This window comes from Novosphingobium anseongense, assembly GCF_037482895.1.
Taxonomy (GTDB): Bacteria; Pseudomonadota; Alphaproteobacteria; order Sphingomonadales; family Sphingomonadaceae; genus Novosphingobium; species Novosphingobium anseongense.
In genome coordinates this window covers 948,157-973,626 of the sequence record NZ_JBBHJZ010000002.1, presented here as the reverse complement: position 1 = coordinate 973,626, position 25,470 = coordinate 948,157, and the positions used below count along the sequence as shown (strand labels likewise).

22 protein-coding genes are annotated in these 25,470 nt (G+C 67.1%); 8 read left to right on the top strand and 14 right to left on the bottom strand.

Annotation, left to right across the window (positions count from 1 at the left end; all coding sequences use genetic code 11):
- Positions 1-795, top strand: coding sequence for a sterol desaturase family protein (locus WG901_RS13465; RefSeq protein WP_339587583.1), 795 nt, complete (start codon positions 1-3; stop codon positions 793-795).
- Between the two features lie 77 nt (positions 796-872).
- The gene (locus WG901_RS13460; protein ID WP_339587582.1) at positions 873-1,619 is read left to right on the top strand and encodes an SDR family NAD(P)-dependent oxidoreductase; all 747 of its coding nucleotides are present in this window, start codon (positions 873-875) and stop codon (positions 1,617-1,619) included.
- Between the two features lie 4 nt (positions 1,620-1,623).
- Here the strand turns inward: WG901_RS13460 and WG901_RS13455 are convergent, their stop codons facing one another.
- From WG901_RS13455 to WG901_RS13440, 4 genes are read right to left on the bottom strand one after another with little or no spacing between them, the layout of a single operon-like run.
- Positions 1,624-2,658, bottom strand: a complete 1,035-nt coding sequence (locus WG901_RS13455) for a zinc-binding dehydrogenase (protein ID WP_339587581.1) — start codon at positions 2,656-2,658, stop codon at positions 1,624-1,626.
- Positions 2,659-2,661: 3 nt separating this feature from the next.
- A complete protein-coding gene (locus tag WG901_RS13450; protein WP_339587580.1) occupies positions 2,662-3,150 on the bottom strand; it encodes a nuclear transport factor 2 family protein in 489 nt (162 codons plus the stop codon).
- Positions 3,147-3,659, bottom strand: a complete 513-nt coding sequence (locus WG901_RS13445; RefSeq protein ID WP_339587579.1) for a nuclear transport factor 2 family protein — start codon at positions 3,657-3,659, stop codon at positions 3,147-3,149. Before WG901_RS13445 ends, WG901_RS13450 begins: the two co-directional genes overlap by 4 nt.
- Position 3,660: 1 nt before the next feature.
- Positions 3,661-4,467 (bottom strand): SDR family NAD(P)-dependent oxidoreductase, encoded by an 807-nt coding sequence (locus WG901_RS13440; RefSeq protein ID WP_339587578.1) that lies wholly within the window; start codon positions 4,465-4,467, stop codon positions 3,661-3,663.
- Positions 4,468-4,570: 103 nt separating this feature from the next.
- On the opposite strand from WG901_RS13440, the gene WG901_RS13435 reads away from it, so the two are divergent.
- Positions 4,571-4,981 carry a GbsR/MarR family transcriptional regulator gene (locus WG901_RS13435; protein WP_339587577.1) on the top strand — a complete coding sequence of 137 codons (411 nt, stop codon included), beginning with the start codon at positions 4,571-4,573 and terminating at the stop codon, positions 4,979-4,981.
- 3 nt (positions 4,982-4,984) lie between these two features.
- Here WG901_RS13435 and WG901_RS13430 read toward each other — a convergent pair whose 3' ends face one another.
- Positions 4,985-8,548: an indolepyruvate ferredoxin oxidoreductase family protein gene (locus WG901_RS13430; RefSeq protein WP_339587576.1), complete on the bottom strand. Its 3,564-nt coding sequence runs from the start codon at positions 8,546-8,548 to the stop codon at positions 4,985-4,987.
- Positions 8,549-8,664: 116 nt separating this feature from the next.
- Here WG901_RS13430 and WG901_RS13425 point away from each other — a divergent pair, with 116 nt between their 5' ends.
- Positions 8,665-9,429 (top strand): enoyl-CoA hydratase/isomerase family protein, encoded by a 765-nt coding sequence (locus WG901_RS13425; RefSeq protein ID WP_339587575.1) that lies wholly within the window; start codon positions 8,665-8,667, stop codon positions 9,427-9,429.
- Here WG901_RS13425 and WG901_RS13420 read toward each other — a convergent pair.
- The 6 genes from WG901_RS13420 to WG901_RS13395 all read right to left on the bottom strand — a co-directional run bounded on the left by WG901_RS13420 (position 9,426) and on the right by WG901_RS13395 (position 16,697).
- Positions 9,426-10,463, bottom strand: a complete 1,038-nt coding sequence (locus WG901_RS13420; protein ID WP_339587574.1) for a DUF2889 domain-containing protein — start codon at positions 10,461-10,463, stop codon at positions 9,426-9,428. The two genes, WG901_RS13425 and WG901_RS13420, sit on opposite strands and share 4 nt — an antisense overlap.
- Positions 10,464-10,495: 32 nt before the next feature.
- Positions 10,496-11,530, bottom strand: a complete 1,035-nt coding sequence (locus WG901_RS13415; protein WP_339587573.1) for an NADP-dependent oxidoreductase — start codon at positions 11,528-11,530, stop codon at positions 10,496-10,498.
- 10 nt (positions 11,531-11,540) lie between these two features.
- Positions 11,541-12,860 carry a cytochrome P450 gene (locus tag WG901_RS13410; protein ID WP_339587572.1) on the bottom strand — a complete coding sequence of 440 codons (1,320 nt, stop codon included), beginning with the start codon at positions 12,858-12,860 and terminating at the stop codon, positions 11,541-11,543.
- A gap of 2 nt (positions 12,861-12,862) precedes the next feature.
- Positions 12,863-13,678, bottom strand: coding sequence for an SDR family NAD(P)-dependent oxidoreductase (locus tag WG901_RS13405; protein WP_339587571.1), 816 nt, complete (start codon positions 13,676-13,678; stop codon positions 12,863-12,865).
- Positions 13,679-13,723: 45 nt separating this feature from the next.
- A complete protein-coding gene (locus WG901_RS13400) occupies positions 13,724-15,181 on the bottom strand; it encodes an aldehyde dehydrogenase family protein (protein ID WP_339587570.1) in 1,458 nt (485 codons plus the stop codon).
- 127 nt (positions 15,182-15,308) lie between these two features.
- Complete coding sequence (locus WG901_RS13395) at positions 15,309-16,697, bottom strand: aldehyde dehydrogenase family protein (protein WP_339587569.1); 1,389 nt, start codon at positions 16,695-16,697, stop codon at positions 15,309-15,311.
- A gap of 188 nt (positions 16,698-16,885) precedes the next feature.
- On the opposite strand from WG901_RS13395, the gene WG901_RS13390 reads away from it, so the two are divergent.
- On the top strand, positions 16,886-18,328 hold the full coding sequence (locus tag WG901_RS13390; protein ID WP_339587568.1) for an NAD-dependent succinate-semialdehyde dehydrogenase: 1,443 nt from the start codon (positions 16,886-16,888) through the stop codon (positions 18,326-18,328).
- Between the two features lie 268 nt (positions 18,329-18,596).
- Positions 18,597-19,079, top strand: a complete 483-nt coding sequence (locus tag WG901_RS13385; protein ID WP_339587567.1) for an Lrp/AsnC family transcriptional regulator — start codon at positions 18,597-18,599, stop codon at positions 19,077-19,079.
- On the opposite strand, the gene WG901_RS13380 is transcribed toward WG901_RS13385, so the two are convergent.
- On the bottom strand, positions 19,068-20,141 hold the full coding sequence (locus tag WG901_RS13380) for an alpha/beta fold hydrolase (RefSeq protein ID WP_339587566.1): 1,074 nt from the start codon (positions 20,139-20,141) through the stop codon (positions 19,068-19,070). The genes WG901_RS13385 and WG901_RS13380 overlap by 12 nt on opposite strands.
- A 163-nt stretch (positions 20,142-20,304) precedes the next feature.
- On the opposite strand from WG901_RS13380, the gene WG901_RS13375 reads away from it, so the two are divergent.
- Both WG901_RS13375 and WG901_RS13370 read left to right on the top strand, forming a co-directional pair.
- On the top strand, positions 20,305-21,381 hold the full coding sequence (locus WG901_RS13375) for an AraC family transcriptional regulator (protein WP_339587565.1): 1,077 nt from the start codon (positions 20,305-20,307) through the stop codon (positions 21,379-21,381).
- Positions 21,382-21,492: 111 nt separating this feature from the next.
- A complete protein-coding gene (locus WG901_RS13370) occupies positions 21,493-22,704 on the top strand; it encodes an amidohydrolase family protein (RefSeq protein ID WP_339587564.1) in 1,212 nt (403 codons plus the stop codon).
- A gap of 42 nt (positions 22,705-22,746) precedes the next feature.
- On the opposite strand, the gene trpS is transcribed toward WG901_RS13370, so the two are convergent.
- Together trpS and murJ are read right to left on the bottom strand one after the other, a co-directional pair.
- Positions 22,747-23,766, bottom strand: coding sequence for a tryptophan--tRNA ligase (gene trpS, locus WG901_RS13365; RefSeq protein WP_339587563.1), 1,020 nt, complete (start codon positions 23,764-23,766; stop codon positions 22,747-22,749).
- A 5-nt stretch (positions 23,767-23,771) separates the two neighbouring features.
- Complete coding sequence (murJ, locus tag WG901_RS13360; protein ID WP_339587562.1) at positions 23,772-25,379, bottom strand: murein biosynthesis integral membrane protein MurJ; 1,608 nt, start codon at positions 25,377-25,379, stop codon at positions 23,772-23,774.
- Positions 25,380-25,470: the final 91 nt, after the last annotated feature.

Genomic DNA, 25,470 nt, shown 5'->3' with positions numbered 1-25,470 from the left:
ATGCTGCACGCCTTGCAAGAAGCCTTCACCGGCGAAAACATGCTGACGACCTGGCTGGTCCTGTTCCTGGCCAGCGGGCTCGTCGCCGGGCTCCTCACCGGCTTCTTCAAGGCGCGCAAGATCCAGCCCAAGGGCTTCAAGTGGAAGATCTTCGGCCAGGAAGCGCTGGTCGCGGTCGTCACCCTGGCGATCTCGGGCACCGTGCTCGGCTTCGGCCAGACCTGGCTACGCCAGAACGGCTGGATCGCCTTCCAGCAAGGCCCGGCCGCATGGTGGGAAATCGCGCTCGAATACGGCGCCTACTTCCTCGGCTTCGACACCTATTTCTACTGGCTGCACCGCTGGATGCACAAGGAGCCGGTCTATTCGTGGGTGCACAAGCTGCACCACCACTCGACCGCGCCCAACCTGCTGACGACGCTGTCGGTCAACCCGCTCGAATCGCTGATCAACGGCGGCTTCCTGCCGCTGTTCCTCTCGCTCTACAGCGTCCACCCGGAATCGCTGGCGCTGATGGGGCCGACGACGATCATCATGGGGTTCTACGTCCACTCGGGCTACGAGTTCTTCCCGCGCTGGTGGAACAAGAGCTGGGCGACCAAGTGGTTCATCACCGCCACCTTCCACGACCAGCACCACAAGTATTTCAACTACAACTTCGGCGGCTACACGACGATTTGGGACCGCATCTGCGGCACCATGCGCAAGAAGTTCGAGAGCGATTTCGAGAATCCCAGGGGTCGCAAGCCGGCGCGCCAGGGCGATGCTCCCGCCGGCAATCCGCAGCCGGCTTGACTTGAAGCCAGGCTTGCCGCCCCTTGCGCGCGAGAAAAACGTGCGCAGGGGACAGGATCATGATGGCGCCATCGGACATGACGGGAAGAGTCGCGCTGGTGACCGGCGCGGCGGCGGGACTCGGACGAGCAAGCGCGATCCGACTTGCAGAAGTCGGCGCCGACCTGGCGATCACCGACGTGGCCGAGGCCGGGCTCGAAGAGACCGCACAGACGATCCGCGCGCTGGGGCGCAAGGTGCTGGTCCTGCCGCTCGACCTCTCGCAGCGTGCCAACTGCCGCACCGCGGTCGAACGGGCGGTGGCAGAATTCGGCCGGCTAGACGCGCTGTGCAACGTCGCGGGCGTGATGATCCCCGGCCCCAGCGCGACCATGACCGACGAGGCCTGGGACCTGACCATGGCGGTCAATCTCGCCGCGCCGTTCTTCCTGATCCGGGCGGCGATCCCGCATCTGCTCGAAGCGAAAGGCGCGGTGGTCAACGTCACCTCCTGCGCGGCCTTCCAGGGCCAGGCCTATTTCGCCGCCTATTGCGCGACCAAGTCAGGGCTCGCCAACATGACCAAGGCGCTGGCGATGGAATTCACCAACCAGCCGCTGCGGGTGAACGCGGTGGCGCCCGGCGGAATGATGACCGGCCTGACCGACGGCATGAAGCTGCTCCCGCCCGACACCGACTGGCCGCTGGTCCAGCGCATCGGCAGCCCGCGCGGGCTCTGCGAGATCGAGGACGTGGCCGAGACCGTGGCCTTCCTCGCGACCGATGCGGCGCGCGGCTACCACGGCTCGGTGATCCAGATCGATGCGGGGGTAACGGCCGGGTAGGTCCCTAGAGGACCCGCGGGTCCACCACCGTCCGCACCGGCGCCAGCGGCCCCGACATCTCGGCCAAGGTTTTCTCCACCCCCGACAGCCCGACGCGCGCGCCGAGCCAGGGGGTGACGTCGATCGAGCCGTCGGCGATCGCGCGCAGCGCCGTCGCCATGTCCTGCGGCTCCTCGCCGCCGGCAAACTGGACGTTGAGCCGCTTGTTCTGCGCGGCGAAGACGAACAGCGCCTCCTCGTCCATGCAATAGCCGCCCATGACGATCCGCCCGTCGAACGGCGCGGCCTCGATGATCCGCTGCAGCATGCCCTTCTGGCCGACGCATTCGTAGATCAGGTTGGGCACGCGGTTGCCGAAATCGGGGAGCGGCGCGTGCGGCGATATCTCGCGCGGATCGACCGCGATATGCGCGCCGGCCTTGATCGCCAGTTCGCGCCGCCCGGCATGGAAATCGGCGGCGATGATCGGGGCAATGCCCATCAGCTTGAGCCCGGCGATGACGCCCAGCCCGATAGCGCCGCAACCGAGCACCAGCGCGGCATCGTCCTTGGTCGGACGGCCGCGACGCGCGTGCTCGAGCCCAACCGCGAGCGGCTCGACCATAGCGGCATGGTCGTCGTCGAGATCGCCGGGGACCTCGATCATGATCTCCTCGTCGAGCAGCATCAGCTCGCCGAAGCCGCCCGGGCAGTCGTGGCTGTAGCCGATCACCGCATGCGCGCCGTCCTGGCGCATGATCGGCACCGAAGTGACCTTGCGCCCCGGCGCGACCGCGCGGCGGCTGCCTGGGCCGTAGTCGATCACCTCGCCGACGAATTCGTGGCCGGGCACGAAGGGCCGGCCGAAATCGAGCGCGGCATAAGGCCCGCCGAGCCGGCGCGACAGGTCGATGATGTTCTGCCCCGCGTGAAGGAAGTGCACGTCCGAGGCACAGAGCCCGCAGGAGTGCGTGCGCACCAGCGCCTGGCCCTTGCCGGGCACGGGATCGGGCTGCTCGCCGATGTGGACCTTGCCGTTTTCGAAGTAGGCGGCTTTCATGCTTTAACCCTTGAGTACGGAGTAGGAGGGATCCTCGCGGTCGCGCCGGCTGCGCGGATTGCCGGGCAGCGGCGTGACCTCGGTCATCGTGCCGTAGTCGACCAGGCAGTCGCGCCGATCGATCGCCCAGTCGCCGTCGCGCTTCGACCAGCTATCGACGTAGCGCGCCCAGAAGGCATGCTCGATCACGCGCGCGCCGTCCTGCCGCTGGAGCGTGGCGTAGACGTAGGATTCGCTGCCCGCCTTGTCCCCGTCGAGCTCGACGATGACGTTGGTCACCTGGTGCGAATGGTGGAGAAACTCGCGGTGCTTCTCGCAGATGTAGTCGATCCAGCCGCGCCCCGAGCCGACATAGCCGGGGCTGAAATCGGCATGGCTGTCCTCGTGGAACACCGAATGGCCGACGGGCACGTCGAGCCGGTCGACCGAGCGGCAGTAGCGGTAGATCTTGTCGGTGATCGCCAGCCGGTCGGCCAGGTCTTCGGGGGTCACAGCGTGAAACCCTGCAGGAAGCTGTAGGACGGGTCCGAGGTGTCGCGCGCCGAATTGTGCGGACCGCGCATCGCGATCACCTCGCGAACCTCGTCGTGATCGTAGGCGACCGCGCGTTGAACGATACCCCAGCGGCCGTCGCGCTTTTCCCAGCGGTCGAGATAGCGCGCACGGACGAAGATCTGGAACTCCTTGCCGTCGCGCAGCATGCGCATCGTGCCCGTCATGTAGGCCTCGCTGCCCGCACGGTCGCCGTCGAGCGCGATCAGCACGTTCGAAACCTGGTGCGAATGGCTGGTCAACCCGTCGTGTTGCTTGATGATCGTGTCGATCGCCCCGCGGCCCGGCCCCTGGTAGACGCCCTCGCCATAGTCGGCGTGGCTGTCCGCGTGGAACACGGCATGGCCGAGCGCATGATCGAGTCGGTCGACCGAACGGCAATAGGCGTAGAGCGCCTCGTGGATCGCCTGCTTGTCGAGCAGGGCCTGGATCTCCTTTTCGCCGGCCACGTCAGTGCTCCACTTCGTAGCTGGGCATCATCCGCTCGATATATTCGATCTTGGCGCGGCGATCGTCGGGCGAATTGGGTGCCATGCCGGCGACGTCGTTCTCCTGGCCCCAGTTCCAGATCGGCCCGTGCGGCAGCTGGCGCAGGCCGATCTCGGCGACCTCTTCGGCCGAGGCCATGTCGTCGGGGATCGCCTGGCCGCTCTCCTCGAGGATCTTGCGGTGCGCGGGCGTGTCGGTGCGGCCGAGCACCAAGGTCAGCACGTCGACGCCGACATGGCGCAGTTCGGCCCAGAGACCTTCGGCGAAGTTGAGCACGAAGCCCTTCGAAGCGCAGTAGGCGGCGATGCCGTGGAGCCCGCCATAGCAGGCGCCCGAACTGACCAGGATCATGCCGCCGCGCTTGCGCGCCTTCATGCCCTGGCCGAAATGGTGCGCGAGCCGCATCGTCGTGTTGACGTTCATCGTCACCAGCCCGTCCCAGGCGGCGATGTCGCCGTCGAGGAAGCGCGAACCGTTGGGATCGGCGCCGGCGTTGGTGATCAGCAGGCCCACCTCGCGGTTCCTCGCGGCCTCGGCGATCCGCGCGGCCGCCTCGGGCGCCGAGAGATCGACCGAAGCGGTCAGGCATTCGACCCCGAGCCCGGCGATTTCGGCCGAAGCCGCGGCGAGCTTGTCGGCACTGCGCGCCACCAGGATCAGGTTGATCCCCTCGCCCGCCAGGCGCCGGGCGAAGGCGAGGCCCGTGCCGTCCGAAGCCCCGGTTATCAGGGCCCAGGGGCCGTATTTCGCGGCAAAATCGCTGGCCAAGATGTCTCTCCCGTTTTTGACTTGATTCGCTGGCTGACCTCTATAAATTCACGAAATTCAGAATATGTCAAAACCATTCCCTTCCGACGCCGACCGACGGTTCATGGACGAGGTCGCCTCGCTGATGGCACCTTGGGGCTGGTCACGACACATCGCGCGGATCTTCGCCTACCTGCTGCTGCGCGAAACGCCGGCCACGCTCGACGAGATCTCGGAACACCTCGCCATCAGCAAGTCGATCGTCAGCGTGGCGACGCGCGAGCTCGAACAATACGGCAATGCGCGGCGGCAGAGCCAGCCGGGGACCAAGCAGATCCTCTATTCGGCGCCCGACAAGCGCTATGGCCCCTTCCCCGACCAGGCAGCGATGATGGGCACGATCGCGTCGCTGATGGTGCGCCAACCGACCGAGAGCACGGTGGTGAAGGGCCGGCTGACCAAGGTCGCGGCCTTCCTCACCGCGATGCGCGAGGCGATCGACGACGTCTACGAAAGACCCGAGTTCCGGGATTGACCGTCAGACGGTGACCGGCGCCAGCGCGGCTTCGCTAGCCGTCGTCTCATCGAGCTTCGGCAGCAGTTCGGCCACCCGCGCGCGGAAGGCTTCGGCGCCCTGCTCCTTGACCACGCCGTAACCGGCGACGAGGTCCGCCGCCGCGGCGATCTCGACCGCGGTGTGCAGATTGGCCGGGGTGATCTTCGCCGCGACCTGGCGGATCAGTTCGCGATACTCGCCGATCAACGCACGTTCGAGCTTGCGGTCGGCCTGCCAGCCGAGCGGATCGAAGGCCGAACCGCGTAGCCCCTTGAGCTTCGCGAGAACCCGGAAGGCAGGCAGCACCAGCCCGGCGGGCAGCGCCACTTTCTTCGGCCGTCCCGTCTTGGCATCCTTGCGCCCCCAGGCGAGCAGCGGCGAGCCAAGGTTGATCTTGAGCTTGGGATCGCCGGCGAACTGGTCGCGCAGGCCGGTCATGAAAGCGGGATCGCTGTAGAGCCGCGCAACCTCGTACTCGTCCTTGTAGGCCATCAGCTTGCCGAGGCCTTTGGCGACTTCGATCAAGAAGGGTTCGCCCGCTTCCCCGACCACGCCGCCGATCTCATCGACGAAGGTCCGGTAGTCGGCGGCATAGGCTTCGTTCTGATAGGCGGTCAGCAGCTTTGTCCGGCTCTCGACCACCTCGGCCAGGGTCCGCGGCAGCACGACGCCGTGCGCGGGCGCATCGGCGAGGTCGAACAGGTCGGCGGCGCTGTGCGCAGCGAGGCGGCCGAGCGCGAGCGCGTTGAGGTTGGCCTTGGCGGCGACACCGTTGAGCCGCACCGCTTCCTCGATCGAGGCGAGCGACACGGGCAGCAGCCCCTTCTGCGCAGCAAAGCCGACCATCATCAGGTTGGTGAAGATCGAATCTCCGAGAAGCCGCGTCGCCAGGGCGCCCGCGCGCAGGGTGGCAATGTTGCCCGGATCGACGCGCTTGCCGATCGCGCCGATGAAGCGGCTGGCGGTCAGGTCGAGGTTCCGGTTGGTCTGGAACTCGCCGGTCGGCGTGACGTCCTCGTTGGCCAGGACCTGGGTGTCGGGCCGTGCCAGGGTAAGCACGTCAGGGCCCGAACCGACGATCAGGTCGCAGGCGATGATGACGTCGGCCTGGCCCGTGCCGAGCCGCGCCGAAGGGATCGCCTCCTTATCCTGGCCGATGCGCAGGTGGCTGGTCACGGCGCCGCCCTTCTGCGCCATGCCGGTCTGGTCGAGAATCTTGGCCGCCTTGCCTTCGAGATGCGCCGCCATGGCCAGGATCGCGCCGACCGTGAGCACGCCAGTGCCGCCGATGCCGGTGACGAGCATCGCCATCGGCGATGCCGAAACGTCACGCACCGGCGGCACAGGCAGGGTCGCGACCAGCCGCGCCAGCGCCGCGTCGTCGAACGAGCGCTTGACGAGCGTCCCGCCCTCGACCGTGACGAAGCTCGGGCAAAAGCCCTTGATGCAGGAATAGTCCTTGTTGCAGGTCGACTGGTCGATCGCGCGCTTGCGGCCGAATTCGGTCTCGACCGGGGTCACCGACAGACAGTTCGACTGAACCGAGCAGTCGCCGCAGCCCTCGCAGACCGCCTTGTTGATGAACAGCCGCTTGTCGGGATCGGCGTAGGCGCCCTTCTTGCGCCGGCGCCGCTTCTCGTTGGCGCAGGTCTGCTCGTAGACGATCACCGACGTGCCCGGGATCTCGCGCAGTTCGCGCTGGACCGCGTCGAGTTCGTCGCGGTGCAGGATTCGCGTGCCCGGCGGCAGATCGCGGGGCTTGAACCGCGTCGGGTCCTCGCTGACCAGGACGACGGGTTTCGCCCCCTCGGCGACGAGCTCGTGGATGATCTGTTCGGGCGTCAGCGCGCCTTCGGCGGGCTGGCCGCCGGTCATCGCCACGGCGTCGTTGTAGAGGATCTTGAAGGTAATGTTGCTCTTGGCCGCTATCGAGGCGCGGATCGAGAGCAGGCCCGAATGGGTATAGGTGCCGTCGCCCAGGTTCTGGAACATGTGCGGCGTCTCGACGAAGGTCTGCGCGCCGACCCAGGGCATGCCCTCCTGGCCCATCGACACGGTCTGCATCGTCCGCCGTTCGGGCATGAAATGCGCAAGGCCGTGACAACCCGTTGCGCCCATCGCCGCCGAGCCCTCGGGCACCAGGGTCGAGGTGTTGTGCGGGCAGCCCGAGCAGAAATAGGCCGCGCGGATCGAGGTCGGCTTGAGCGCCTTGGCGCCGCTTTCGAGATCGCGCAGCACGGCATCGCGCGCGGCGACCTCGTCGGTGAGGATGCCCAGCGCGGCCATGCGCTTGACCAGCGCCTTGCGCACCGAACCCGGATCGAGCACGCCGATTTCCGAGATCAGCGGCACACCATCGGGCCCGGTCTTGCCCGAAAGCGCCGGCGCATCGGCGCGGCCGTAGAAGATCCGCGCGAGCTGCTCCTCGACGAAGGACCGCTTCTCTTCAACCACGAGCACTTCGGCCGAACCGCCGCAGGCCTCGCGCGCGAACTGCGCGTCGAGCGGCCAGACGAGCCCGAGCTTGACCACGCGCAGGCCGATCGCGCGGCGCTTGCCCTCGTCGAGCCCGAGGTCGGCGAACGCCTGGCAGACGTCGAGCCAGGCCTTGCCCGCGGTGGCCACGGTCAGCCGGCGATCGGGCGCATCGTGACTGACCCTGTCGAGCCGGTTGGCCTGGGCGAACAGCGGCACGATCGGCAGGCGGTGCTCGATCACCGCCTGCTCCTGCGCGAGCGCCGAGGCGTTCTGCTTGAGGTTCGGCGATACGCGGCCTGCCAGGTCGGGCATCACGATGGGGAAGGAATGGCCGGGCAGCGCCACCGTCGTCGTCAGGTCGAGCGTATCGGTGACCGCCTTCATGCCGACGTAGAGCCCCGAGGCGCGCGATAGCGCCCAGCCGAGCTGGCCCATCGACAGGATCTCGTCGGTCGTCGCCGGATAGAGCATCGGCGCCATCGCCGTGACCAGGACATGTTCGGACTGGTGCGCGGTCAGCGAGCTTTTGGCGGCATGGTCGTCGCCGCAAAGCAGAAGGGCGCCGCCGTTGCGGTGCGTGCCCTCGAAATTGGCAGCCTTGATCGCCTCGCCCGCGCGCTCGACGCCGACGCCCTTGGCGTACCACAGCGAGAACACGCCATCGACGCGCGGCTTGCCGTACCAGCCGAGCTGCTGGGTGCCGCGCATCGAGGTTGCGGCCAGTTCCTCGTTGAGCCCCGGCTCGAAACGGATGTCATGCGCGGTCAGCAGTTTCTCGCTGGCCCAGAGCTGTGCATCGAGCGTGGTGATCGGCGAACCGCGATAGCCGGTGACGTAACCCGCGGTGTTCAGCCCGGCCGCGCGATCGCGCTTCGATTGGTCGAGCATCAGGCGCACGACGCCCTGCAGCGCGGACAGCATGACCTGCCCGTCTTCCTGGGTATACTTGTCCTCGAGCGTGACGACCGTCTTGGTCACGAAATTCCCGTTCTGTGCTGGCCCCGATCCGCTTTCCAGATGGGGTCCGGGCTGGCAAGCGGCAAGCCGGGCTTGCGCCGCGGCGGTCAAGCCGCGTTGCCTGCCCTTGGCCGGCGAAAGAGCCTGCGCCTTTCACCAAGCAAACGATTGCTTGCATTTGGACGCTCACCGGCAATGATGCACGGCAAATGAGGAGAGAACGGCCCATGCAACTCAGCGACTACCAGGACAAATATGCCGGCATCCGCTTCGCGCGGGCGGACGGCGTCCTCCAAATGACGATCCACACGCGCGGCGGGCCGGCGCTCTGGGGTTCCGCGCCCGAGAGCCTGCACCGCGAACTAGGCGATGCCTTCCTCGACCTGGCCCGCGACGCCGAGAACCGTGTGGTCGTGCTGACCGGCACCGGCGACAGCTTCATCGCCGCGTCCGATCCGACGCAGTCCTACCCCGAAGACAGTCTCGCCGCGATGTGGCCGCGCATTTACGACGAAGGCGTGGCGCTGCTGAACAACCTACTGGCCGTTCCCGTGCCGATGATCGCAGCGGTCAACGGACCCGCGCTGATCCACGCCGAGATCGCCGTGCTCTGCGACATCGTGCTCGCCGCCGAGACCGCCGAATTCGCCGACCTCGCGCATGTGCCCAGCGGCGGCGCGATCCCCGGCGACGGTGTCCACGTCGTCTGGCCGATGCTGCTCGGCCCCAACCGCGGGCGCTATTTCCTGCTCACCGGCGAGCGCATCCAGGCGGCCGAGGCGCGGCAGATCGGCGTCGTCGCCGAAGTCCTGAGCCCCGAGGCGCTGCTGCCCCGCGCGCGGGTCCTGGCGGCGCAGCTCGCGAAACTGCCGCTGCCGCTGCTGCGCCACACGCGGATGCTGCTGACCAAGGACCTGCGCCGGCGGATGTTCGACGAGTTGCATAGCGGCCTCGCGCACGAGGCATTAGCAACCTTGGTCCCCCGTACCTAGGCTTCGGCCCGCGCCAGATCCTCGGCGAGCTTGGGCACTTCGGCCAGCGCGCGCAGCGCGTCGTTGAGATGGGTGCAGCCCTCGGGGCCACGCAACTGGCCGAGCACGGTGTCGCGCACCTCGGTGATCCGCGAGCCGATCAGCCGCCGGGCATTGTGGATCGCGCCCGGGCATTCGGAAAACGGCAGGATGCGCGCCTCGGGTTCGAGCGTCAGAATCTCGAGCGTTGCGGGATCGGCCGTGGCGACGATGTTGTATTCGTGGATCGCCACGCGGGTACCGTCCTTGCGCTTGGCGCTGTCCTGGAAGGCAGCGTCGATGCGGATCAGGCCGCTGGCGTCGCGCGTCACGTCGATCCGGCGCGCGCGGCGGAAGCTGGGGCCGTCGACGTCGTGGAGCGGGTGCCAGCCTTCGGGATCGTGCGGATTGCGCACGTCGCCGGCGTCGGCATCGGCGACGTTGCGCGGCGGACCGTCGGGATCGACCCCGCTGTGGCCTTCCTGGAGGCCCCAGCAGACGTTGACCCGCGCGGCCATCATCTTGTCCATTTCCTCATGGCCCATGCGCTCGCGCAGGCGGGCCTGCCAGTCGTCGTGCCATTGCGACCAGGCGAAGGCCGAGACCAGCGCCGTGCCCGAGATGTCGTCGAGCGGCAGGTAAAGCGGTGCGCCGGTCGCGATCAGTTCGGGCATCGTCTCCTTGATGAACAGACGCAGGTGGTTGCCGCCGCGCACGCCGACGAGGCTGTCGAGCCGGGAATCGTATGGTTCGCCGACGATCGACGTGATGGTCTTGTCCTGCGCCAGAGTCGCACGGTAGCCGGCCTCTTCGAGCACGCGTCCCCCAGAGGCTTTGGCACCGCCCCCGGCCGGCGTGAAGAAATCGCGCGCGCGGCCGACGAACAGCCGGTCGCCGTCCTCGCCCTCGGGCCAGGTCACGTCGATGCTCGAGGTGCGGCGGACCGAGCTGGAAGCGCGCGCGGGTGCAGGATTGGCGGTAGCGCGAGGCGGCGGCGGGAGAACTTTACTAGCCATGCTTAGTAAAGTGTTCCCCTTTCGCCGTCATTTCAAGCGGGCTCTGCCACCTTGACCAGCAGCTTGCCGACGAAGTCATGACCCGAAAACACGCTGGCGAAGGCTTGGGGCGCCGCCTCGATGCCCTCGACCACCGCCTCGGGATAAGTCAGCTTGCCGTCCGATATCCACCCGGCGATGTCGTCGAGCGCCTTCTGCCCGGCCATGAAACCGGCGAAACCGCGAATCTCGAGGCCGGTGCCCATGATCGTGCGGTACAGCGCGGGCATGTGGTCGGGTCCCGGTCCTTCATAACCCATGCCGTAATAGGCGATGTAGCCGCACATCGCCATGCGCGAGCCGCGATTGAGCTGCTTGAACACCTCGAGCGTGACATCACCGCCCGTGTTGTCAAAGTAGCAGTCGATGCCGTTCGGCGCCGCCGCCTTGAGCTGGGCAGCGAAGTCCGGCGCCTTGTAGTCGGCCGCGCCATCGAAGCCGAGGTCGAGCAGCGCCTGGACCTTGCCCGCCCCGCCGGCGATGCCGACCGCGCGCGCGCCGTGGATCTTGGCGATCTGCCCGGCAATCGAGCCGACCGCGCCGGCCGCGGCGGAGATCGCCACGGTCTCGCCAGGCTTGATCCGCAGGGTCTCGATGCCGCCGTGCGCGGTCTGCCCGGGCATGCCGAGCACGCCAAGCGCAGTCGAGACCGGCGCGAGGCTCGGATCGAGCTTGCGCGGCGGGCCGCGATAGTCGGCCTGGTCGGGCGCGACGACCGCATATTGGCGCCAGCCGGTGCGGCCCTCGACCACGTCGCCGGGCGCGTAGTCGGGATGGTTCGAGGCGACGACTTCGGAGACGGTCGCGCCGACCATCACGTCACCGAGCTCGAGGTGCAGCGCGCCCGACAGACGCACTTCGTCGATGGCGAAGCGGAACAGCGGATCGACCGCCAGCCAGAGCGTACGCAGCAGGATCTTGCGCTCGCCCGCGGTCGGGATCGGCACTTCCTCCAAGCGGAAGTCGGACGGCTTGGGATTGCCCTTGGCGTAGGAGGCCAGGACGATCTGCTTCATCGTGTCGGTCATGAGCTTCCCGCTACTTGAGCTTCACCGTCACCGCCGACATACCGCGGTGGTCGAGCCCGCGATAGACCGGCTTGGGCAGGTCGGGATCGAACCGCATGTTGGGGAAACGATCCATCAGCCCGGAAATCGCGACAATCATCTCCTGCCGAGCGACGTCCATGCCGAGGCAGCGGTGCGGGCCGAAGCCGAAGCCCATCTGGTGGCTCTTGTCGCGGAAGATGTCGTAGCTCTCGGGGTTCTTGAAGATCGCCGGATCGTGATTGGCGGCACCCAGGCACATGTGGACGCGCGCACCGGCCGGAACCAGCACGCCCTCGACCTCGGTGTCCTCCATGCAGAGCCGCGGGAACACCGGATCGGTCGCGCGCCAGCGCAGCCCTTCCTCGACCGCCTGGTCAAGCAGGCCGCGCTCCTTGACCGCGGCGTCCCAGAAATGGGTGTGATTCATCAGCGCGTCGATCGTGATGCCGAGCTGGCGCCAGGTCGTGCCGCCGCCGGCGAAGATCGCCAGCTTGCAGTAGCCGAAGATCTCGTCCTCGGTCAGCGGACGCTTGTCGCCGGTGTCCTCGTCGAGGATCTCGGCGTCGATCAGGCCCGAGATCAGGTTGTCGCCAGGCTGGCGCGTGTTCTCGGCGATGAGGTCGCGCAAGGTCGTGTCGATCCACGCGCGCGAGGCGGCGGCTTCCTCGGGCGGGAGGCTGCGCGCACCGAATGTCGCGCGGTCGAGCTGGTAGCGGAACTCGATGACGTTCGCGCCCTCGAGCCCGATCGCCCGCGTCACCGTCGCCATCGGCAGCAGCGCGCAGAGCTCCGAATTGAGATCGACCGCGTCCTGGTCCTGGATTCGGTCGAGCAGCGCGTCGACCGTCTCCTGGATCCAGCGCTTGTTCCACCAGTCGAGCACCTTGGGGCGCTTGAACAGCGGCTGCGCCGCCGAGCGCAGGCGCTTGTGCGGCTTGCCGACCATCGACAGGATCGTCTTGCCGATCGTGCGCACGCCGGCACTTTCGTTGTAGCCCTCGGACGAGAACACCAGGTTCTCGCGGAAGCCGACCTCGCAGGCGCGATAGGAGAGGAAGGTATAGGACTCGCGCTCGGGTCCGTGCATCCCCGGCATCTCGGGCACGCCGAGCAGTTCACGCAAGGAACCCTTGTGCACGGCGGCGCTGTCGCGCAGCGCGTTCATGTCGTCGGTATAGTCCTTCGACATGTCGACGCCGGTGTTCGCCGACTGCTTCTTCATGTTGAAGAGCTCGTCGTAGCGCGGATTGTCCGAGACGAGCGAAGCCAGCGCGTTCGACTTGCCGTGCGAGACGGGGCAGCTCGCCATGGTCAGCCTCCGACCTTCTTGCCGGCCGTGAGACCACCGTCGACGGGCAGGTTCACACCGGTGATGTTGCCCGCGAGGTCCGAGGCGAGAAACATCGCCGCGCCCGCGGTGTCGGCCGGGTCGATCGCCTTGCCCAGCGGATGGGCCTTGCCCATGCCTTCGAGGATCTTGTCCTTCTGCTCGTGCTCGGGGTTCATGCCGCCATAGTTGGTCAGCATGCCCGCCGGGCAGACCGAGTTCACGCGGATGCCCTTCTCGGCGACTTCGATCGCGAGCGTGCGCGTCATGGCGACCACGGCGCCCTTGGTCGAACCGTAAAGTACGCCGCCGTAGCCGGTCAGGCCCGCGACCGAGGCGGTGTTGACGATGACGCCCGCACCACCCTGCCCATTTTCGGCCTGCTTGTCGAACTGGCGGATCGCGGCCTGGCAGCCGAAGATCACGCCGTTGATGTTCACTTCCTCGACCTTGCGCATCTCGGCATGATCGAGATCGACGAGCTTCTTCATGCCGACGCCGGGAATCGGCAGCACGGTGATGCCCGCGTTGTTGTAGATGATGTCGAGCCGGCCGAAGGTCTCGACCGCCAGCGCCACGGCGGCACTGACCGAGTCGGGATCGGCGACGTTGCACTCGACCGCCTTGATCTGACCCTGCGGCGCGCCCGCCAGCTTCACCGATTCCTCGGCGTTGGGCAGGTTGATGTCGGCGGCGATGACCTTGGCACCGTGCTCGGCCCAGAGCTTGATCGCGGCGCGGCCCACGCCCGAGCCGGCGCCGGTGATGACCGCAACCTTGCCTTCGAGAAGTCCTTGCATCGTCTTGTCCCTCGTCCCGTTTTTATGTGGTTGGCCAGCCGGCGATCAGCCGCCCAGATTGAACGTCGTGACCATCTGGAATTCGCGCAGGCCCTCGATGCCGCGCTCGCGACCTAGGCCGCTCATCTTGATGCCGCCCCCCGACGCGTAGCTCGACATGACCGCGCCATTGACGTTGACCGCACCCGAGCGGAGCTTGAGCCCGGTCTGGTAGGCCGCAACCTTGTCCTGGCCCGTAACCCAGGCCGAAAGGCCGAACTGGCTGTCGTTGGCCATCTGCACCGCGTGGTCGAGGTCCTTGTAGCCGATCACCGTGACCACCGGGCCGAAGATCTCTTCCTGCGCAGCGGGGTTCGAATTGTCGGGCACGTCGAGCACGGTCGGCTCGAAGTAGAAGCCCTTGTCGAATCCCTCGGGACGCTTGCCGCCAGCGACAACGCGGCCGCCCGCGGCCACGGCGGCGGCGGTGAAGTGTTCGGCGCGCGCGCGCTGCGCGGCGCTGATGACCGGGCCGAGCACGGTGGCGGGATCGTTGGCGGGGCCGATCTTAACGTTGGCGACGGCCGCGGCCATCTGCTCGAGCACTTCCGCCTTGTTCTCCTCCGGCACGAAAACGCGCGTGCCGAGGACGCAACCCTGGCCGGCGTGCGAGGTGCAGACCTGGAAGGCGTGGCCCGCAGCGCGGCCCACCGAATCGGGCAGGAAGATCGCCGCCGACTTGCCGCCGAGTTCGAGCACCAGCCGCTTGAGCGTGGGCGCCGCCTGTTCGGCCACCTTGGCGCCGACCGTGCAGGACCCCGTGAACGAGACCATGTCGACCGCCTTGTCGGTCGAGATCATCTGCCCGCCTTCGAGGCCGTTCTCGATGATAACGTTCATGACGCCCGCGGGGATGCCGGCCTCCTCGGCCGCCTCGGCGAAGATCAGCGAGGACAGCGGAGTCAGCGGGTTGGGCCGCAGGATCACCGAATTGCCCGCCATCAGCGCCGGCACGACCTTCCAGAAGGCCGTGTAGAACGGCACGTTGTAGGCCGAAATCGCCGAAACCACACCGAGCGGGCGGTAGAGCTTGAGGCTCTGGACGGTGAAGTAGGGATTGACCAGCTCGTGCAGCGGCAGCGGATTCTGCTCGTGCTCGGGCAGCTTGAGGAACATGTCGACGATCTCGTCGGTCATGCGCAGCGGGGCATGGACCTGCGCGCCCATGACGTTCGACGAGGTCGGGCAACCGGCCTCGCGGATCGCGAAATCGCGCAGCGCGTCGGCGCGCTTGCGCAGCGCCTCGGCATAACGGCGCATGGTTTCACCGCGCTCCTTCATCGACAGGCCGCTCCACCGGCCGTCGTCGAAGGCCGTGCGCGCAGCCTGGATAGCACGCGCGACCTGGGCGGTGCTGACGCCGGTGACTTCGGCGACAACCGATTCGTCGGAGGGGTTCTCGACGACGAAACCCTGGCCTTCACCCGAAACGAAAGCGCCATCGATATAGCCGGCGTAGGTCACTAACTCTCTCCCAAATATTCGCTATAGCGAACTTCTGTTCGGTTTTTCTAACCTAGCTAAGCATCACCGACCCGTCAATCCGACTCGCGGCGGAGCGCAGGTATCGTCGGGGCGAAAGCCGGCGGCGTTAGGCCCAGATTTCCTCGTCGGTCGGCACGGGCTTGTTGGCGATCACCTTGCCGATCCGCGACACGTTCATCAGGTGCTTGTAGTCGAGGTTCTCGGAGATCGAATTGCCGCCCCAGGAGCCGCAGCCGAGCGTGGTCGTCGGCGCGAAGCCATTGGTCAGCGAACCGCCCGCGGTGAGCGAGCTCGGCTGGTTGACCACGAGCCGGCTGATGGGCAGCTCGAGCCCGGCATGGCGGATGTTCGCCTCGTCGTGCGAATGCAGCGCCGCCGAATGGCCGGCGCCTTCGACCAGCAGGTTGGCCTTGGCCTTCTGTACGGCTTCCTCGAAGGATTCGTAGGGGAGGATCGCGACGACCGGGCACAGCTTTTCGCGCGCCAGGATGTCGTCCTCGCCCGCACCTTTGGCCGGCAGCAGGATCAGCCGCGCAGACTCGGGCACGTCGATCTCGGCCATGGCGCCGACCGCGCGCGCCGAAATGCCGACGACATCCTTGTTGAGCTGGCCGCCGGGGAACACGACCTCGCGCAGCGCCTGGATCTGCGCCGCGTCGTCGGTGAACCAGACTTTGCCCGTCTCGGTGAAGGCGCGGATCGTCTCGTCGAAGCGCTCCTGCGGGGCGAGGACGAATTGCTCGTGGCTGCAGATGATGCCGTTGTCGAACGAGGCGCCGGTGACGATCTTGCCCACCGCCTCGGCCAGGTCGACGCCGCGGTCGATGATCACCGGCACGTTGCCCGCGCCGACACCGAACGAGGGCTTGCCCGACGAATAGGCCGACTTGACCATCGCCCCGCCACCCGTGGCGACGACGACGTCGACCGATTCCATCAGGCTCTGCGTCTTGCTGATCGAACCGTTGCGGACGACCTGGATAAGGTCCTCGGGCCCGCCGTGCTTGCGGACTATCGCCATGAAGGCTTCGGTCAGATGCTCGGCGCAGGCCTGGGCCTTGGGGTGCGGCGCGAAGATCACGGCATTGCCGGTCTTGAGCGCGAACATGCCGTTGCACATCGGCGTGACGATGGGATTGGTGATCGGCGTGACGGCGCCGACCACCCCCATTGGCTTGGCGACGAAGACCATCTGGGTCTCCTCGTCCTCGCCGATGATCCCGCGACTCTTCTTGCCTTTGAGGCTGTTCCAGATCGCGCGGGCCTTGCCTTTCTTCTTGAGGACCTTGTCCTCGAAATTGCCGATGCCGGTCTCGTCGACCGCCATGCGCGCCAGCGTCTCGGCGTGGTCGTAGACGTATTTGCCGATGTCGCGGACGATGGCGTCGACCTGCTCCTGGCCGAAGCTCTCGAAATCCGCCTGCGCGATCCGCGCGCGCGATACGAGCGCCATGATTTCGGGATCGACCGAGAATGCGCTGTCCGTCGTGCTCATAGCCTGTTCCTCTCCGCAAACCGCGTGCCGCTCTTGCGGCTTGTTGCCTGATCAATAGGCCAGTGCAGGCGATCGTCAAACGCCGATCGGGCCGTGGCCTGTTGCCATCGACGCGGAGCCATGCCTAAGGCGGCGAAGTACGGAATCGACAGGCCGTTTCCCGGCCTCGCCCCTGGGGGACCAAGCGCATGAACTACACCGATTTCCTGAAGCAGCAGTGCTACATCGACGGCAAGTGGTGCGACGCGGACGCGGGCGGCACGATCGAAGTCACCGATCCGGGCAGCGGCAAGGTGCTGGGCACGATCCCCAAAATGGGCACCGATGAGACTCACCGCGCGATCGAGGCGGCCGAGGCCGCGCTTCCCGCCTGGCGCGCGAAGACCGCAGGCGACCGCGCCAAGCTTCTGCGCAAGCTATTCGACTTGATGATCGAGCACCAGGACGCGCTCGGCGAACTGCTGAGCCGCGAACAGGGCAAGCCCTTCACGGAAGCCAAGGGCGAAGTCGCCTATGGTGCGGGCTTCATCGAGTGGTTCGCCGAAGAGGGTAAGCGCGCCTATGGCGACGTGATCCCGAGCCATGCCGCCGACAAGCGCATCGTCGTGCTCAAGCAGGGGCTCGGTGTGGTTGGTGCGATCACGCCGTGGAACTTCCCCAACGCCATGGTCACGCGCAAGCTGGGCCCGGCATTGGCCGCCGGCTGCACGATCGTCATCAAGCCGGCCACAGCGACGCCCTATTCGGCGCTGGCGATCGCCGCGCTCTGCGAGATGGCCGGCATCCCCGCGGGCGTGGTCAACGTCGTCACCGGTAGCGCCGGCCAGATCGGCGGCGAACTCACGCGCAACCCGACGGTGCACAAGATCACCTTCACCGGCTCGACCGAGATCGGCCGCCAGCTGCTGCGCGAGAGCGCCGAGACGATCAAGAAGTGCTCGATGGAGCTCGGCGGCAACGCGCCGTTCCTGGTCTTCGACGATGCCGACGTCGATGCGGCGATCGAGGGCGCGATGATCTCGAAGTTCCGCAACAACGGCCAGACCTGCGTCTGCACCAACCGCTTCTACGTCCAGGACGGCGTCTACGACGAATTCGTCCAGAAGCTGGCCGCGCGCGTCTCGGCGATGAAGGTCGGCTACGGCATGGAAGCCGGCACCGACGCCGGCCCGCTGATCGACGAGGCCGCGGTCGCCAAGGTCGAAGAGCACCTCAAGGACGCGATCGACGGCGGCGCGACCCTGCTCGCCGGCGGCAAGCGCAGCCCACTGGGCGGCACCTTCTTCGAGCCGACCGTGATCGCCGGGGTGAAGCCCGACATGAAGCTCGCGCACGAGGAAACCTTCGGTCCGCTCGCGGGCGTGATCCGCTTCAAGACCGAGGAAGAGGCGATCAAGCTGGCCAACGACAGCGAGTTCGGCCTGGCCTCCTACTTCTATTCACGCGACCTCAGCCGCGTCTGGCGCGTGGCCGAAGCGCTCGAGGCGGGCATGGTCGGCATCAACACCGGCCTGATCTCGACCGAAGTGGCGCCGTTCGGCGGCGTCAAGCAGTCGGGCCTGGGTCGCGAAGGTTCGAAGTACGGGCTCGAGGACTTCATGGAGACGAAGTACCTCTGCATGGGCATCTGAGCCGGTTTCCGGCGCGTCCGCCGCGGCGCGCCGGTCCGACCTTGCCGCGGAAACCTGCCAGGGCGCGCGATAGTGAATCGCGACCCCTGCCTCGGACGTCGCCAGAAGGCTGCGCCAGATCCGGCCGAAGAGTCCGGGCTTAGAATCACGATTGGTCACGCTGCGAACTCCATGGGTCGTTTCGACCGAGGATGTAATTTCGCGCGCCAAGCGATTGGCGCCTAATTTGGCCCTTCAAGCGACCAAATTTAGCGTATAGGTCCCTTGAATGCGAAAAACAGTCGAACTCGATGACTTCGATCGCCGACTGATCGAACTCGTTCGCCAGAACAACCTCGAGCCGGCGCGGACGCTGGCCGAGAAGGTCGGCCTGTCGATCTCGGCAGTGCTGCGGCGGCTGCGACGGCTGCGTGAAAACAAGGTGATCGTCGCCGACATCGCGGTGGTGGACCCGGCGCTGACGGGCGCAGCGCTGACCATGCATGTGCTCGTGCAGATGAAGGTGCCCGGCCGTCAGCCGATGGACGCCTTCGCACGCCGGATCGCCCGGCGGCCCGAAGTCACCGCCGCTTGGGAAGTCACCGGCGAGGACGACTTCGTGCTCAAGGTCGAGGTCGGCTCGATGGCAGAGTACGACGCTTTCATCCGCGAGGAACTCGACGAGGACGACGGCGTCCTCGGCTTCAAGACGTTCATCGCGATCCGCCCGATCATAGCCGACGGACCATCCCGCCGGCCGCTACTCGCCTAGCGCCTTTGCCGCCGCGCACCATTCGCCGAAGCGGTGCAGGCGCTCCCAGAACAGCCTGCGCGTGCCGGCGAAGTTGTGCATGTGGCCCATGCGCGGGCAGACGAAGAGATCGAAGCTCGCCGCCGAGCGGAAAGCGCGCGCCTCGCCCGGCGGATCGACCACGAGGTCTCGCTCGCCCATCGCGCTGAGCACGGGCACCGAGACCGCGGCCGCCTCGGGCGCGACGACGCCCGGGGTCAGGGTGAAGCGCGTGGCGTCGCTCGGCGGCGTATAGGAATTCCACGGTGCCGGATCGCGCTCGCGCCCCGGCGGCGCCGTGCCGGCGATGGCCTGGGCGATGCTGTCGTAGTGCGCGAGATCCTGCTCAACGAGGTCTTGTGGCACGTCGTCGTAGTGGAAGCCCCAGGCCAGCGCCGCCCAGGCCGCGTCGGGCGCCGCACCGGTGGCGGCAGCTACGGCCGCCGCGTTGATGATGCCGCCCGGCATGTCGGGCGCGATCTCGCGCGAAAACCAAGGCGTCACGATCGGCGCGTGGCCGGGCGGCGTCGCCGGGTGGTTGTGCACCGCGCTGAAGCCCAGGACGCCGATCCCGTCGTAGCAACCATGCCGCGCCTGCTGGACGATCGTCAGACTGCCGCCGGTAGACTGACCGATGCCAAGGCACACGGGCTGCAGAACCGGCGGATAGCCGGGCGCGAGCAGACCATTGGCCAGGCGCAGCAACACCTCTTGCTCGGCTGCGAGCGCCGCCTTTGTCACGGCCGTAAAACCGAGTGCGCGCGATTCGTGCATCGAACTGTCGCCCGAGCCGAGATTGTCGAGCGCGACGAAGATCCAGCCACGATCGACGTGAAAATCGGCCTGGGCACCCTCACCCGGCCCCGGCAGGGCATGGGTAAAGTAGAGCCGCGAATAGCCGCCGCCGGGTTTGGCGAAGCAGATCACGGGCTGCGCGGGCTGATCGGCGGGATCGGGCAGGACCACGGTCACCGCAACGTGCACGGGCGCTGCGAGATCGACCGCATTGGTCACGTCGATGCGCAGGTCGATCGTCTGGCTCATCGTCTCCCTTCCTTTCGAGCGGCTTTGGCCCCTCTCGACCCACGGCGTCAAAGGCGAATTGGCGTTCCCCCTGCCGAACGCTTGGTTGACCTCCTCCGGCAAAGGCATATCCTGATTTATGATGGACGCGGCCGGCAAGCCCGCGCCAAGGGAGTTCGGAGAAATGCAGCGCGCCGAAGACAAGTCCCTGTCGGGTCTGTTGTCCGGGCTCGAGCTGCGCGGACAGACCTGGTGCTACAGCGATCTCGGGCAGGATGCGGGCTTTTCCGTGCCGCCCGGCGATGCCGTGTTGTTTCACGCCGTGCTCCACGGATCGGCGCGAATCGCCTGCGCCGGGGGCGCGATGGTCGAGCTCGGCGTCGGCGATGCCGTGATCGTGCTCTCGGGGGAGGCCCACGCGCTGCGCACGAGCCCTGCCGCTCCGGCGTCGACGCATGCCTTCCTGCGCGACGAGGCAGAGGTCGACATCCCGCCGACGCTCGCCATCGGCCCCGGTCGCACCACCGCGCGCGTCCTCAGCGGCAAGCTGCGCGCGACTTGGCCGGGCGAGGCCAACCGCGCGACCTTGCCCGCGCTGCTCTCGCTAAACCAGAACGACGCCGGCCCGCTCGCCGCCCTGCTGCGCCCCGAAGCGCTGCCGCTTGCGGGCATCGGCCCGGGATCGGCGGCGCTGCTGACGCGGCTGGCAGCGATGCTGCTGATGGCGGGCCTGCGCGCCGATCCGCGCTGCCGCCAGCTCTTCTCCCCTGCGCGCCAGGACCCGATCGCCGATGCGCTGCGGCTGATCGAGGCCAATCCGGCGGCGAACTGGACGGTCGAACGGCTCGCACGCTCGGTCGGCATGGGCCGTTCGAACTTCGCCGCGCATTTCACCCAGGCCGTGGGCCGCGCGCCGATGGAAGTGGTCGCCGAGCAGCGGATGGAACATGCCGCCGGCCTGCTGCGCCAGGGCAAGCTCAAGATCGCCGAGATCAGCGAACTGGCGGGCTATGGCTCCGAGGCCGCGTTCAGCCGCCGCTTCACCCGCCATTTCGGTCTGTCGCCGAGTCAGATGCGCGAGCGCGAGCGCCGGGTCGCCGACAAGCCCGCAGCCGCCCCGCCTGCATTCCAGCCCCTGCTCGCCGGTCGCCTCGGCCAGGGCACGACCGCACTCGCGCGCCAGCACCGACCCGCGACGCCGCTCGGTTCGGGGCCAAGGCAGCAAAGCAGCGGCGTGCTGCTCGGCTTCAAACGCGACTGATCTCCGGCCGCCCGCGCCTTGGACGATCGGTCATGGCGCATGGACAGGCGGCCATTGCCGCGAGACGCCCGCACGGCGATGTCGGTAGCAACGAAATCCGGGAGAACAGCGATGCCCACCGAAGCCCTTGGCGAAACCCTAGACCGCCCGCAGGCCAAGTCGTCGATCAAGATCATCGACGCCGACACCCATCTTACTGAACCGCACGACATGTGGATCAAGCGCGCGCCAGCCTCGATCCGCGACCGCGTGCCGCAGGTGAAAATGCTGAACGGCGTGCGCTGCTGGGTGATCGACGGCGACAAGTCGATCGGCACGGGGGCGCATCCGAACTCGGCCGTGCTCAAGGAAGGCGGCAAGGTCCGCGATCTCGACCAGTTCCTCGCGCTGCAGTTCGAGCAGGTCCACGCGGGTTCGTCGAACGTCAAGGAACGCCTCAAGGTGATGGACGAGGCCGGGATCTACGCGCAGATCGTCTATCCCAACATTCTCGGCTTCGGCGGCCAGATGGCAGCCAAGGTCGATCCCGCGCTGCGCCTTGCCACGGTGCAGATCTACAACGACGCCATGGCGGAGATCCAGGAGGAGAGCGGCCAGCGCCTGTTCCCGATGGCGCTGCTGCCCTGGTGGGACATGAAGGAAGCGGTGAAGGAAACCGAGCGCTGCATCGCCATGGGCATGAAGGGCATCAACATCAATTCGGACCCGCATACCAGCCGGGACGAGAACGGCGACCTGATCCCCGACCTCGGCCACGAGCACTGGTATCCGCTGTGGGAGGTCTGCAACGACAAGAAGCTGCCGATCAACTTCCACATCGGCGCCTCCGAAACCTCGATCGACTGGATGGGACAGCAGGGCTGGCCCTCGCTGCCGCGCGATCTCCGCTCGGGCATTTCGGGCGCGATGCTGTTCTTCAACAACGGCAAGACCGTCGCCAACCTGATCTATTCGGGCGTGCTCGACCGCTACAAGGACCTGAAATTCGTCTCGGTCGAGAGCGGCATCGGCTGGGTGCCCTTCCTCATGGAAGCGCTCGACTACCAGCTCGACGAGATCGCCGAGACCAAGATCTTCCAGAAGCGTCCGTCGGAGTATTTCAAGAGCAACTTCTACGCGTGCTTCTGGTTCGAGAAGAAGGACGTGTCGGACATGCTGCACAAGGTCGGCATCGACAACTGCCTGTTCGAGACGGACTTCCCGCACCCGACCAGCCTCTACCCGATCGACAATCTGGAAGAGCGCCTGGCGAGCCTGACCCAGGAGGACCGCGCCAAGGTGCTCAGCACCAACGCCGCGCGCCTCTATAACATCGCGATCTGAGGACTCCGGACGGGCGCGTCGCCTGGCGCGCCCGTAACGGCTTCAACCGCGAACCAGGCCCAGCGCCTCGTAAGCCGCGTTCAGGGTCGGTGCCGCCAGCGTCCGTGCCTTTTCCGCGCCCTTCTTCAGGATCGCGTCGAGCGCCGCGCGGTCCTGGCGCAGTTCGACGAAGCGATCGTTGATCGGCGCCAGCTTGGTCACCAGCAGTTCGCCGAGCGCCGGCTTGAAGGCGCCGAAGCCCTTGCCCGCGAAGTCGGCGAGCACGGCATCGACGCTGGTCTGCGCCATCACGGCATAGATGCCGACGAGGTTCTTCGCCTCGGCGCGGCCTTCGAGCCCGGCAGCCTCGCTCGGCAGCGGTTCGGGATCGGTCTTGGCCTTCTTGACCTTCTGCATGATCGTGTCGGCATCGTCGGTCAGATTGATGCGGCTCATGTCCGAGGGATCGGACTTGCTCATCTTGGCGCTGCCATCGCGCAGCGACATGATTCGCGCCGCCTCGGGCGGGATGATCGGATCGGGCAGCGTGAAGACCGGCGCCGCTTCGGAGGCGAAGTCGTTGTTGAACTTCTGCGCGATGTCGCGTGCGAGTTCGAGGTGCTGCTTCTGGTCCTCGCCGACGGGAACGTGCGTCGCCTGGTAGAGCAGCACGTCTGCGGCCTGCAGCACCGGATAGGTATAGAGCGCGATTGAAGCGCCTTCGCGGTTCTTGCCCGACTTGTCCTTGAACTGCGTCATGCGGTTCAGCCAGCCCATGCGCGCGGTGCCGGTCAGCAGCCATTGCAACTCGGCATGGGCGGGGACCTGCGCCTGGTTGAACAGCGTCGAGCGATCGGGATCGATGCCGCAGGCGACGAGCGCCGCGACCATTTCGCGCGTGTTTGCGGAAAGCGTCGCCGGCTCGTGCGGCATCGAGATCGCGTGGAGATCGGCGAGGAAGAACAGGCAGTCGCCGCCGGTGGAGACGAGTTCATCCTGCATGCGCACCCAGTTCCGGATCGCGCCCAGGTAATTTCCGAGGTGGAGATTGCCCGTCGGCTGGATGCCGGAAACGATACGCATGATGCTTATTGAACCTCCAGGATTTCGTCGTCCTCGGCCGTGCGCTTGGGACGCCGGCGCCTTAGCTGGCCGAGCACCCGCTTGTCGACTGCTCCCGTCGCGAAGGCGACGACACCGAACACTGCCAGACCCAGCCCCACCAGCACCGACAGCGACCAGATGCGGTCGATAACGCCGGCATGATAGCGCGTCGCCATCAGCGGCATGACCCAGATCAACGCGCCGGCCATGGCGGCCGTGGCGACGAGTTGGCGCGCGATCTTGCTCGCGAGCGGCAGAGTGAAGCGGAACCAGCCGCGCCGGTGCAGGATCGCATAGAGCAGCAGGCAGTTGAGGCTCGCCGAACAGGCCGTCGCCGCAGCCAGGCCGACGATACCGTAGGACCGCACGACGAAGACGTTGAGCACGACGTTGAACACCAGCGCCACCAGCGCGGTCCAGACGGGGGTACGCGTATCCTCACGCGCGAAGAAGCCGGGGTTGAGGATCTTGACGATGACGTAGGCCGGCAGCCCCGCAACCAGCGCCACGACGATCTGCGCCATGATCGCACCGTCGCCCGCAGTGAATTTGCCGCCGACGAAGAAGGCCGCGGTGAAGGCCGGCGCGCAGACCGCCAGCGCCGCCGCGGCGGGCAGGGTCAGCAGGGTCGCCATCTCGAAGGCCTGGGTCTGCAGCTTCTGTGCCTCGGCCGCCTCTCCCGAATGGATGTGGCGCGAGAGCATCGGCAGGATCGCCGTTCCGAGCGCGATGCCGACGATGCCGAGCGGCATCTGGTTGAGCCGGTCTGCCAGCTTGAGCAGGGTCAGCGAGCCCTGCGGCAGCTGGGTCGCGAAGAAGGTGTCGACGAACTGGCTGACCTGGTAGATGCCGGCGCCGAAGGTCGCGGGCAGGATCAGCGCACCGAGCCGCTTCACCTCGGGTGTCAGTTTCGGCAGCGTGACCTTGAGCTTCACCCCGGCCTTGCGCGTCGCCCTGGCCATATAGGCAAGCTGGACCACGCCCGCGAGGCTTACCGAGACCGCCAGGGCGGTGGCGACGATCGTATCGTCGCCCTGTGGTCCGCGTAGCCAGGCGCCGGTGAGGATGCCCGTGATCAAGGTAAGGTTGAGCAGCACCGGCGCGAAGGCTCCGGGGGCGAAGCGCGAGCGCGCGTTGAGCAGGCCCGAAAGCATGGCCACGAGGCTGACGAGCCCGAGATAGGGGAAGGTCACGCGGCTGAGCATGACCGAAAGCTCGAACTTGCCGGGGACCGACTGGTACTCTTTGGCCAGGACCCAGACGATGCCAGGCATGATCACCATCGCGAGCGCGCTGAATGCGAGCAGCACCCAGATGAACACCGCGAGCACATCGGCAGCGAATTTCTCCGCTGCTGCCTCGCCGCCCTCGCCATGGAGCGCCCGCGAATACATCGGTACGAAGGCCACCGAGAAGGCGCCCTCGGCGAAGAGCCGACGGAAGGTGTTGGGCAGGGTGAAGGCAAGCTGAAACGCGTCGGCGGCCAGACCCGCGCCGAGCACGCGCGCGAGCATCATGTCGCGCGCGAAGCCGAACAGGCGGCTGATCGCGGTCAGGCCGCCGATCGTGCCGACGTTCTTGAGCAGGCTCATGTCGCCGGCGTTGCGCGGCAATGCTTCGACAAGCTCAGCACGCGCGGGACTGGTTCAAAGCCCACTCCCGCTCATCCTGAGCCTGTCGAAG